The organism is Kitasatospora sp. NPDC127121 (genome assembly GCF_042677305.1).
In the GTDB taxonomy this organism is placed as follows: Bacteria; Actinomycetota; Actinomycetes; order Streptomycetales; family Streptomycetaceae; genus Kitasatospora.
This window is the reverse complement of record NZ_JBHXTQ010000010.1, coordinates 24,542-35,890: the sequence shown is the minus strand read 5'-3', so window position 1 is coordinate 35,890 and position 11,349 is coordinate 24,542. Positions and strand designations below refer to the sequence as shown.

The following is an 11,349-nucleotide window of genomic DNA, read 5'->3' as shown; positions in this document are numbered from 1 at the left end:
CTCTCCTCCCAACCATCAGGTGGGGAAGGGAAAGGGGTTGGGGTGGGGAGGAGGGAGGGGGCGGGGGGCGGGGCGGGGCCCGGAGAACGATTGCGGCGCGCTCCGGGCCCCACCCGGAGCGCGCCGAAGTACGGGCACCTGCGGTGGTGCGTCGCGCTCGACCGTCGAACGCGAGCCCTTGGCAGGGCCGGCCGGGTCAGCCTTCCTCGCGCCAGCCCTCGTGCTCGACGGCGAGAGCGTCGAGGGCGCGCAGGAGGGCCGGGGTCCAGCCCTCCTCCGGGGGCTCGACGACGACCAGCCACTGGGCGTCCTCGGCGTCGTCCTCGCCGGCCAGGGCGTCCCGGACGAGGTCGAGCTCGCCGAGGTCGGGGTGGGCGGCGCTGAGCTCCTCGGAGGCGTCCTCGGCGGCGTCGCGGTCGGGCAGGACGAGCAGTTGCCGGGCGTGCGGGTCGTTGACGTCCGGCAGGTCGGTGGTGTGGTTCTCGGTCACCGGACCATTCTCCAGGTCGGGTGATCGGCGCGGTCGGGCAGGTCGGGTCGGGCGGGCAGGGTCGGGCCGGGCAGGTCGGGCCGGAGAGGCGGGACCGGGCGGGACCGGGCGGGGCCGGGGGCGGGGGTTGCCCCGGGCGGGAGTGTCCGCGCCCCGTGGGATGCTGGTAGGCGATGGCCAGGAAGAGTGCACCCGACGACCTGCTCGCCCCGCTGACCCTCGCGGTCGGCCAGGAGGAGCTGCTGCTGGACCGCGCGGTCGCCCAGGTGGTGGCGGCGGCGAAGGCGGCGGACCCGGACACCGACGTGCGGGATCTGCCGCCCGGCAGCCTGCAGCCGGGCAGCCTGGCCGAGCTGACCACGCCGTCGCTGTTCGCCGAGCGCAAGGTGATCGTGGTGCGGGCCGCGCAGGACCTCTCCGCCGACTCGGTGAAGGAGGTCAAGGCGTACATCGAGGCGCCGGCCGAAGAAGTGATCATGGTGCTGGCGCACGCGGGCGGGGCCAAGGGCAAGGGCCTGCTGGACGCCGGGCGCAAGGCGGGCGGTCGCGAGGTGGCGTGCGCGAAGCTGACCAAGGCGAGCGAGCGGCTGGCCTTCGTCCGGGGCGAGTTCCGTACGCTGGGCCGCTCGGCCACACCGGAGGCCTGCCAGGCCCTGCTGGACTCGCTCGGCAGCGACCTGCGCGAGCTGGCGGCCGCGTGCAGCCAGCTGACCTCGGACGTCGAGGGCGCGATCGACGAGACGGTGGTGGCCCGCTACTACAGCGGCCGGGCCGAGGCGACGGGCTTCGAGGTGGCCGACCTGGCGGTCACCGGCCGGGCTGCGGAGGCGCTGGAGCGGCTGCGCTGGGCGCTGGCGGTGGGCCAGCCGCCGACCGGCATCACCTACGCACTGGCCTCCGGCGTGCGCAGCATCGGGCGGCTGGCGACCACCGGGCGGAACATGCGTCCGGCGGACCTGGCCCGCGAGTTGGGCATGCCGCCGTGGAAGGTCGATCGGGTGCGCCAGCAGATGCGCGGTTGGACGGGCGACGGGGTGGCCACCGCGCTGACCGCGATCGCCCAGGCCGACGCCGCCGTCAAGGGCGGCTCGGACGATCCGGCCTTCGCGCTGGAGCGCGCGGTGGTGGCCGTCGCCCGGGCGGCCCGGGCCGGGTCCCGCCCGGCGTACTGACGGCGGCGCGGCCACCGGACCGAACCCGGGACGAGCCGGACCCGGCTACCCGGCTACTTGCCGACCCACCTGCCACCGCCTACGTGCCACCGCCTACGTGCCCATCGAGCGGACGGTCCCCCAGGCGCCGGCCCGCAGCGCCGCCGGAGCCCCGGAGCCCCGGAACCCCCGAGCCCCAGACACGCGTGACCGACGACAGCGGTCGGGCCGCGGAACGCGACAGGCGCCGCAGTGGGCCTCTGGAGAGAGGCCGACTACGGCGCCTGTCGTACTGCTTCGTACACCGCACCCGCGTGGCGAACGCAGGCCGCGTGCGGTGCGAGTCTCACGCGCCTCAGGGGTCCGGGTAGAGGGCCGGGTCCGTCCCGAGGCGGTGGGGCCGAGGCCCCCGGGGCGTCAGGCCTGGGCGGCCGTGTTGACGCGCTTGGTGATGGCCGACTTCTTGTTGGCGGCCTGGTTGGCGTGGATGACGCCCTTGCTCACGGCCTTGTCCAGCGCCTTGGAGGCGGCGCGGGCCAGCACGGTGGCCTTCTCGGTCTCGCCGGCGGCAGCGGCCTCGCGGGCCTTGCGCAGGGCGGTCTTCAGCGAGGACTTGACGGCCTTGTTGCGCAGGCGCGCCTTCTCGTTGGTCTTGTTGCGCTTGATCTGGGACTTGATGTTCGCCACGAAGGAGCCTCAGTCTTGTCTAAAAGGATTGAACGGGCTGCACCGCGCGGCCGCCGGGCAGCTGAGAGGGCATGCCGGGGCCAGGTGCAGCAGCCCACGCTACCAGGGGCCCGCCACCCGCCCCAAACCGGGAGCCCGGCCCCACGGCGGGTCGCCTGCGCAGTACTGGGTCGGCTACGCGCTGAGCACCGGCTCCCCGTAGTGCTCGACCTCCGGGAACGGCCGGTAGAAGCGGTGCAGCAGTTCCCGCCACTGCCGGTACTCGGCTGAGCGGCGGAAGCCCTCGGTGTGGTCCGCGAGCGTCTCCCATTCCACCTGGAGGAGGAATCGCGAGCCGCGTCCTTCGTCGAGGCAGCGCCGCAGGTGCAGGGAGCGGAAGCCCTGTTGGACGGCGATCAGGGGCCGGGCCTCGGCGAAGGCGGCGAGGAACTCGTCCTCCTGGCCGGGCAGGACGTCGAGCAGGGCGCTTTCGAGGATCACGGGGTGTCATCCTGCCGCCTGGCGCGGGCCCGGAGAAGGTCCGGGCGGACCGAACGGCGGTCCGCGCCGTGGTCGTGGGAAGATGGGAGGAACTATTTCGATCGGACGAGACTGTCCGGTCCCCGGGAAAACCGGTCAGCGATGACCAGGACACCCCCGGCCCCGGACCAACGGAGAATCGGACCAAGGTGCCCGCGACCCCCAGCAATGTGCCAGAGCCCAGCCGTACCGACCCGGCGCTGATCCGCAACTTCTGCATCATCGCCCACATCGACCACGGCAAGTCGACGCTCGCAGACCGGATGCTGCAGATCACCGGCGTCGTCGACCCGCGGCAGATGCGCGCCCAGTACCTCGACCGCATGGACATCGAGCGCGAGCGCGGCATCACCATCAAGTCGCAGGCGGTCCGCCTCCCGTGGGCGCCGAAGACCGGTCCGAATGCCGGGACGACGCACATCCTCAACATGATCGACACCCCCGGCCACGTGGACTTCACGTACGAGGTGTCCCGCTCCCTCGCGGCCTGCGAGGGCACCATCCTGGTGGTCGACGCGGCCCAGGGCATCGAGGCGCAGACCCTCGCCAACCTGTACCTGGCGCTGGAGAACGACCTCACGATCGTCCCGGTGCTGAACAAGATCGACCTGCCGGCCGCCCAGCCGGAGAAGTACGCGGCGGAGATCGCGCACATCATCGGCTGCGACCCCTCGGACGTGCTGCAGGTCAGCGCCAAGACCGGCCTCGGCGTCGAGGACCTGCTGGACCACATCGTCAACACCATCCCGGCCCCGGTCGGCGTCAAGGACGCCCCGGCCCGCGCGATGATCTTCGACTCGGTGTACGACTCCTACCGCGGCGTGGTCACCTACGTGCGTGTCGTGGACGGGCAGCTCACCAAGCGCGAGCGGATCGCGATGATGTCCACCGGCGCCACCCACGAGCTGCTGGAGATCGGCGTCATCTCGCCCGAGCCGAAGGTCGCCGACGGCCTGGGCGTCGGCGAGGTGGGCTACATCATCACCGGCGTGAAGGACGTCCGGCAGTCCAAGGTGGGTGACACCATCACCTCGATGCACAAGGGTGCGACCGAGGCGCTGGGCGGCTACAAGGAGCCGCGCCCGATGGTGTTCTCCGGCCTGTACCCGCTGGACGGCTCGGACTACCCGCTGCTGCGCGACGCCCTGGACAAGCTGCGGCTGAACGACGCCGCGCTGGTGTACGAGCCGGAGACCTCGGTCGCGCTCGGCTTCGGCTACCGCTGCGGCTTCCTCGGCCTGCTGCACCTGGAGATCATCCGGGAGCGCCTGGAGCGCGAGTTCAACCTCGACCTGATCTCCACCGCCCCGAACGTGGTCTACCGGGTGGTCATGGAGGACGGCACCGAGCACATCGTCACCAACCCGAGCGAGTTCCCGACCGGCAAGCTTGCCGAGGTGTACGAGCCGGTCGTGCGCGGCACGATCCTGGCGCCCAACGAGTTCGTCGGCGCGATCATGGAGCTCTGCCAGTCCCGCCGCGGCAACCTCCAGGGCATGGACTACCTGTCCGAGGACCGGGTCGAGCTGCGCTACACCCTGCCGCTCGCCGAGATCGTCTTCGACTTCTTCGACCAGCTGAAGTCCAAGACCCGCGGCTACGCCTCGCTCGACTACGAGCCCATCGGCGAGCAGTCCGCCCAGCTGGTGAAGGTCGACATCCTGCTGCACGGCGACGCGGTGGACGCCTTCTCCGCGATCGTGCACAAGGACAAGGCCTACGGCTACGGCGTGATGATGGCGGGCAAGCTGCAGAAGCTGATCCCGCGCCAGCAGTTCGAGGTGCCGATCCAGGCGGCCATCGGCTCCCGGGTGATCGCCCGTGAGACGGTCCGCGCGATCCGCAAGGACGTCCTCGCCAAGTGCTACGGCGGTGACATCTCGCGCAAGCGCAAGCTGCTGGAGAAGCAGAAGGAAGGCAAGAAGCGGATGAAGATGGTCGGCCGCGTGGAGGTCCCGCAGGAGGCCTTCATCGCCGCGCTGTCCACCGACGCCGAGGCGCCGAAGGAAAAGAAGTAACCACAGGCGCGTGAGAGGGGCCCGGGCGGACAACCGCCCGGGCCCCTCCTCGTTCTCTCCACCGGAGCGCTCTCCACCGGAGCGGGCCGCCGGAGCGGGCCGCCGCAGCTTCCCCGCCGGAGCGGACCACCGCAGCTTCCCCCACCGCAGCGCGCCGCGGACGAGGAGCCGGGGCGGTTCGGGCCCGCCCCGGCTCGGCACCGGCGGTGTGTGACGGTCAGTCCACCTCGGCCACGGCCTCCGCGAACTGCGCCTGGTACAGCCGCGCGTAGGCGCCGTGCGCGGCGATCAGCTCGTCGTGCGAGCCCTGTTCGACGATCGAGCCGTTCTCCATCACCAGGATCACGTCGGCGTCCCGGATGGTGGAGAGCCGGTGCGCGATCACGAAGCTGGTGCGGCCGGTGCGCAGCCGGGCCATGGCCCGCTGGATCAGCACCTCGGTGCGGGTGTCGACGGAGCTGGTCGCCTCGTCCAGGACGAGGATCGACGGCTGGGCGAGGAACGCCCGGGCGATGGTGATCAGCTGCTTCTCGCCCGCGCTGACCCCGGCGCCGTCGTCGTCGATGACGGTGTCGTAGCCGTCCGGCAGGGTGCGCACGAAGCGGTCGACGTGGGCGGCCTTGGCGGCCTCGACGACCTGCTCGCGGGTGGCTCCCTGGGCGCCGTAGGCGATGTTGTCGGCGATGGTGCCGCCGAACAGCCAGGTGTCCTGGAGCACCATGCCGATGCCGGAGCGCAGGTCCTCGCGGGACATCGCGGAGACGTCGACCCCGTCGAGGGTGATGCGTCCGGAGCTGACCTCGTAGAACCGCATCAGGAGGTTGACCAGGGTGGTCTTGCCGGCGCCGGTGGGGCCGACGATGGCGACGGTCTGGCCGGGTTCGACCTTGAGCGAGAGGTCCTCGATGAGCGGCTTCTCGGGGTCGTAGCGGAAGGACACGTCCTGGAAGGCGACCCGGCCGTGGATGGTGTCGGGCCGCTCGGACACGGCCGGTTCGGGGGTCTGCTCGGGGGCGTCCAGCAGCTCGAAGACGCGCTCGGCGGAGGCGACCCCGGACTGCACCAGGTTGGCCATGCTGGCGACCTGGGTGAGTGGCTGGCTGAACTGCCGCGAGTACTGGATGAACGCCTGCACGTCGCCGATGGACAGCGCGCCGCTGGCCACCCGCAGGCCGCCGACGACCGCGACCAGCACGTACTGCAGGTTGCCGATCAGCATCATCGCGGGCTGGATGATCCCGGAGATGAACTGCGCCCGGAAGCTGGAGGTGTACAGCGCCTCGTTGTGCTCGCGGAAGGTCTCGGCGGACTCGCGCTGGCGGCCGAACACCTTGACCAGGGTGTGGCCGGTGTACATCTCCTCGATGTGCGCGTTGAGTTGGCCGGTGGACTTCCACTGCTGGACGAACTGGGGCTGCGCCCGCTTGCCGACCTTGGCGGCGACGGCCACCGACAGCGGCACCGAGACCAGGGCGATCGTCGCCAGCAGCGGGGAGATCCAGAACATCATGGCCAGCACGCCGACCACGGTGAGCAGCGAGTTGACGACCTGTCCCATGGTCTGCTGCATGGACTGGCTGATGTTGTCGATGTCGTTGGTGACCCGGCTGAGCACCTCGCCGCGCGGCTGCTTGTCGAAGTAGCTGAGCGGCAGTCGGGCGATTTTGGCCTCGACGTCTTGGCGCAGCCGGTAGCCGGCCCGCTGGATCGCCGTGGTGGCCAGCCGGCCCTGGACGATGCCGAACAGGGCGGAGGCGAGGTAGATGACCAGCACCCAGAGCAGGACGGTGCCGATGGCGCCGAAGTCCATGCCCTGGCCGGGGGTGAAGTCCACCGAGGAGAGCAGGCCGGCGACGCCGCCCTCGCCGTGGGCGCGCAGCCCCTCGACGATCTGCGCCTTGGAGGTGCCGGGTTCGAAGCGGGCGCCGACGACGCCGGCGAAGATCAGGTCGGTGGCGTTGCCGAGGACCTTGGGGCCGGTGACGGCGCAGCCGATGCTGAGCACGCCGAGGGCCAGCACGCCGGAGATCAGGTTGCGTTCGGGGCGCAGCAGGGCGAGCAGCCGCTTGCCGGAGCCCTTGAAGTCCATGGACTTCTCGGTGCCCTGGCCGCCCATGAAGCGGCCCGGTCCGGCGGGGCCGCGGCGGGCGGCGGCGGCCTGCGAGTCGCTGGGCAGTTCGTCGGCGGGGTCCGCGGCCTTGGTGTCCGGGTCGGGCTGTGTGGTGTCCGTGGTCTCGGGGTCCGCGGTTCTGGTGTCCGCGGCCTCGGGGTCCGCTGTCGCGGTGTCCGCGGTCCTGGTGTCCGCTGTCGCGGTGTCCGCGGTCCTGGTGTCCGCGTCGGGCTTGCCGGGGGTGGTCACGCCGCCTCCTGCTCGGTGAGCTGGGAGAGCACGATCTCCCGGTACGTCGGGTTGTCGGCCATCAGTTCGTGGTGGGTGCCGGTGCCGACGACCGCGCCTTCGTCGAGGACGATGATCCGGTCGGCGTCGCGGATGGTGGAGACGCGCTGGGCGACGATCAGCACGGTGGCGTCGGAGGTCTCGCGGGCGAGGGCCTTGCGCAGCCTGGCGTCGGTGGCGTAGTCGAGCGCCGAGAAGGAGTCGTCGAACAGGTAGACGTCGGGCTGGCGGACCAGGGCCCGGGCGATGGCCAGGCGTTGGCGCTGGCCGCCGGAGACGTTGCCGCCGCCCTGGGCGATCGGGGCGTCCAGGCCTTCGGCCAGTTCCTCGACGAAGTCCTTGGCCTGGGCGATCTCCAGGGCGTGCCAGAGCTCCTCGTCGGTGGCGTCGGGCCGGCCGTAGCGGAGGTTGCTGGCGACGGTGCCGGAGAACAGGTAGGGCTTCTGCGGGACGAGGCCGACGCTCTCGGCGATCGTCTCGGGGGCGAGTTCGCGCACGTCGACGCCGTCGAGCAGGACCTGGCCGGAGGTGGCGTCGAACAGTCGGGGTACGAGTCCGAGCAGGGTGGACTTGCCGCTGCCGGTGGATCCGATGACGGCGGTGGTCTCGCCGGGGCGGGCGGTGATGGCGATGCCGCGCAGCACCGAGGCCTCGGCGCCGGGGTAGCGGAAGTCGACGTCGCGCAGTTCCAGGTTGCCGCGGCGCAGCACCTCGGTGATCGGCGCGGCGGGCGGGACGACGCTGGAGGAGGTGCCGAGGACCTCCTCGATGCGCTCGGCGCAGACCTCGGCGCGCGGCACCATCATGAACATGAAGGTGGCCATCATGACGCTCATCAGGATCTGCATCAGGTAGGAGAGGAAGGCGGTGAGCGCGCCGATCTGCATGCCGCCGTTGTCGATCCGGTGGGCGCCGAACCAGAGCACGGCGACGCTGGAGACGTTCACGACCAGCATCACGGCCGGGAACATGAACGACATCAGCCGGCCGACCTGGAGGGCGGTGTCGGTGAGGTCCCCGTTGGCCTTGGCGAAGCGGGCCTGCTCGTGGTCGTCCTTGACGAAGGCGCGGATGACCCGGATGCCGGTGATCTGCTCGCGCAGGACCCGGTTCACGGTGTCGATCCGGGTCTGCATGCTGCGGAACTTGGGGCGCAGCGAGCGGACCAGGAGGAGGACGACGGCGCCGAGCAGCGGGATGACCGCGAGCAGCAGGCCGGACAGCGGCACGTCCTGGTTGAGGGCCATGATGATGCCGCCGACGCACATGATCGGGGCGGCCACCATGAGCGTGAAGCTCATCAGGGCCAGCATCTGGACCTGTTGGACGTCGTTGGTGGTGCGGGTGATCAGCGAGGGGGCGCCGAACTGGCCGACCTCGCGGGCGGAGAAGCTCTGCACCCGGTCGAAGACGGCGGCGCGGACGTCCCGGCCGAAGGCCATGGCGGTGCGGGATCCGTAGTAGACGGCGCCGATCGAGCAGAGCGCCTGGACCAGGGTGATGCCGATCATCACCCCGCCCACTTGCAGGATGTAGCCGGTGTCGCCCTTGACCACGCCGTCGTCGATGATGTCGGCGTTGAGCGTCGGCAGGTAGAGCGCCGCCAGGGTGGACACCAGTTGGAGCCCCACGAGCAGCGCGATCGGTCGGGAGTACGGGCGCAGGTACGCCCTGAGAAGTCTGATCAGCACTGGCACACTCTTGTCGTCGACGGGTGGATTCGCATCCCGATTCTCGTTCTTTGGTGGACTCGTACAGGAGATTCACGAGTTGTGGACCGCAGGTTTGCCCAGTCCTTTGCCGAACCGTACGGCGGGCCCGGTTGCAGGGGTTCACCGGGGCGCGGGGCGGAGTCGTCGTCGGGCACCGGTGGTGCGGTGGTGTGCCGGCCGGGCCCCGCCCTCTTACGGAATGACCGGTTTCCCCCTAGGCTGCTGATTGCCCCCTTGTTACTCGCCGGTATCGCCAGGGTTGACCGGGGGCCCGGCGACCGCCCCCCACGGGCGCCGAAACCATCCCTCAGACGGCCACCCGCCCCCGGAGGTCCTCGTTGAGTTCCGCGCAGTCCCTGATCGACTCCGGCAGTGCCGACTTGGTCGCCGGGCGTCCCGCCTCCGTCGCCCACCTCTTCCTGGAGCGGGTCGCCGCCACCCCGAACGCCGAGGCCTACCGCTACCCGGCCCCGGTCGACGAGCACGCCGCGGACAGCGCCCCCGGCGCCGAGCAGTGGCGCTCGCTGACCTGGGCGCAGACCGCGGCCCGGGTCAAGGCGGTGGCCGCCGGGCTGATGGCGCTCGGCATCCAGCCGGAGGACCGGGTGGCGCTCGCCTCCTCCACCCGGCTCGAATGGATCATCGCCGACCTCGGGAACATGTGCGCGGGTGCCGCCACCACGACCGTCTATCCCAGCACCAACGCCGACGAGACCGCGTTCATCCTCTCCAACTCCGGTTCCAGGGCGCTGTTCGCGGAGAACTCCGCCCAACTCGCCAAGGCCGTCGACCAGCTCGGACAGCTGCCCGAGCTGCGGACCGTCATCCTCTTCGACGCCCCCGAGGCCGACGCCCCCGAGGCCGACGCCGCCGGGAGTGACGCCGCTGGGACTGATGCCGCCGAGGCGGGCGCCCCAGGGGCCAGTACCCCCGAGGCCGAGGGCCTGAACGCCCTCACCGTGCTCACCCTCGCCGAGCTGGAGCAGCGCGGCGCCGAGTACCTGGAGCAGCACCCGGACGCGGTCGAGAAGACCGTCGCCGCGCTCGACAAGGAGCAGCTGGCCACCCTCATCTACACCTCCGGCACCACCGGCCGCCCCAAGGGCGTGCGCCTGGTGCACGACTGCTGGGCGTACGAGGCCCGGGCCCAGGAGGCCAGCGGGCTGCTGCGCTCCGACGACGTCCAGTTCATGTGGCTGCCGCTGTCGCACGTGTTCGGCAAGACGCTGATCTCCGGCCAGATCGCCACCGGCCACGTGATGGCCGTGGACGGCCGGGTCGACCGGATCATCCACAACCTGCCGGTCATCCGGCCGACCGTGATGGCCTCGGCGCCGCGCATCTTCGAGAAGGTCTACAACGGCATCGCCGGCCGGGCCCGGGCCGAGGGCGGCGCCAAGTACAAGATCTTCCGGTGGGCCGCCAAGGTCGCCCGCGAGCACGCCCGCGCCGTCCAGGAGAGCCGGATCGCCACCGGTGCCGGCACCGCCCCGCTGGGCCTCAGGCTCCAGCACGGCCTGGCCGACAAGCTGGTCTACGCCAAGATCCGCGCGGCCTTCGGCGGCCGGCTGCGCGGCGCCGTCTCCGGCAGCGCCGCGCTCGCGCCCGAGATCGGCTACTTCTTCCTCGGCGCCGGCGTGCCGATCCTGGAGGGCTACGGCCTCAGCGAGACCAGCGCCGGCTCCTGCGTCAACCGTGAGGAGGACATCCGGATCGGCACCGTGGGCCGCCCGCTGCCCGGCACCGAGGTCCGGATCGCCGAGGACGGCGAGATCCTGCTGCGCGGCCCCGGCGTCATGCGCGGCTACCACGACCTGCCCGAGAAGACCGCCGAGGTGCTGGAGGCCGACGGCTGGTTCCACACCGAGGACATCGGCGAGCTCGGCCCCGACGGCTTCCTGCGGATAACCGACCGCAAGAAGGACCTGTTCAAGACCTCCGGCGGCAAGTACGTCGCGCCCAGCGAGGTCGAGGGCAGGTTCAAGGCGGTCTGCCCGTTCGTCAGCAACATCCTCGTGATCGGCAACGGCCGCAACTTCTGCACCGCGTTGATCGGCCTGGACGAGGCGGTCATCATGCCGTGGGCCGCCGAGCACGGGCTGAAGGGCAAGTCCTACGCCGAGGTGACCGCCGACCCGCAGGTGCACCAGCTGATCGAGGGCTTCGTCAAGCGGCTCAACGCCGACCTCCAGCGCTGGCAGACGATCAAGAAGTTCCACTTGCTGCCGCGCGATCTCGACATCGAGCACGGCGAGCTCACCCCGAGCCTGAAGATCAAGCGCCCGGTGGTCGAGCGGACCTACGCGGACGCCGTCACCGCGATGTACGCGGGCGCCAACGAGGCCTGATCGGCCCCGCCCCCGTACGGCTCACC

8 protein-coding genes are annotated in these 11,349 nt (G+C 71.2%); 3 read left to right on the top strand and 5 right to left on the bottom strand.

Going from position 1 to position 11,349, the window contains the following annotated elements; all coding sequences use genetic code 11:
* Window positions 1-196 precede the first annotated feature (196 nt).
* On the bottom strand, window positions 197-490 hold the full coding sequence (locus ACFVHI_RS08215; protein WP_244293349.1) for a hypothetical protein: 294 nt from the start codon (window positions 488-490) through the stop codon (window positions 197-199).
* A 173-nt stretch (window positions 491-663) separates the two neighbouring features.
* Between ACFVHI_RS08215 and holA the strand changes: the two genes are divergently transcribed.
* On the top strand, window positions 664-1,662 hold the full coding sequence (gene holA / locus ACFVHI_RS08210; RefSeq protein ID WP_380336861.1) for a DNA polymerase III subunit delta: 999 nt from the start codon (window positions 664-666) through the stop codon (window positions 1,660-1,662).
* Window positions 1,663-2,058: 396 nt separating this feature from the next.
* Here the strand turns inward: holA and rpsT are convergent, their stop codons facing one another.
* Together rpsT and ACFVHI_RS08200 are read right to left on the bottom strand one after the other, a co-directional pair.
* On the bottom strand, window positions 2,059-2,328 hold the full coding sequence (gene rpsT / locus ACFVHI_RS08205; protein WP_063347533.1) for a 30S ribosomal protein S20: 270 nt from the start codon (window positions 2,326-2,328) through the stop codon (window positions 2,059-2,061).
* 174 nt (window positions 2,329-2,502) lie between these two features.
* Window positions 2,503-2,808: an antibiotic biosynthesis monooxygenase family protein gene (locus ACFVHI_RS08200; RefSeq protein ID WP_380336856.1), complete on the bottom strand. Its 306-nt coding sequence runs from the start codon at window positions 2,806-2,808 to the stop codon at window positions 2,503-2,505.
* Window positions 2,809-2,996: 188 nt separating this feature from the next.
* Between ACFVHI_RS08200 and lepA the strand changes: the two genes are divergently transcribed.
* Window positions 2,997-4,865, top strand: coding sequence for a translation elongation factor 4 (lepA, locus tag ACFVHI_RS08195; protein WP_079135577.1), 1,869 nt, complete (start codon window positions 2,997-2,999; stop codon window positions 4,863-4,865).
* Between the two features lie 217 nt (window positions 4,866-5,082).
* Here lepA and ACFVHI_RS08190 read toward each other — a convergent pair whose 3' ends face one another.
* Both ACFVHI_RS08190 and ACFVHI_RS08185 read right to left on the bottom strand, forming a co-directional pair.
* Window positions 5,083-6,981: an ABC transporter ATP-binding protein gene (locus ACFVHI_RS08190; RefSeq protein ID WP_063351094.1), complete on the bottom strand. Its 1,899-nt coding sequence runs from the start codon at window positions 6,979-6,981 to the stop codon at window positions 5,083-5,085.
* 239 nt (window positions 6,982-7,220) lie between these two features.
* On the bottom strand, window positions 7,221-8,954 hold the full coding sequence (locus tag ACFVHI_RS08185) for an ABC transporter ATP-binding protein (RefSeq protein WP_063347530.1): 1,734 nt from the start codon (window positions 8,952-8,954) through the stop codon (window positions 7,221-7,223).
* A gap of 359 nt (window positions 8,955-9,313) precedes the next feature.
* On the opposite strand from ACFVHI_RS08185, the gene ACFVHI_RS08180 reads away from it, so the two are divergent.
* Window positions 9,314-11,323, top strand: coding sequence for a long-chain fatty acid--CoA ligase (locus ACFVHI_RS08180; protein ID WP_063347529.1), 2,010 nt, complete (start codon window positions 9,314-9,316; stop codon window positions 11,321-11,323).
* Window positions 11,324-11,349: the final 26 nt, after the last annotated feature.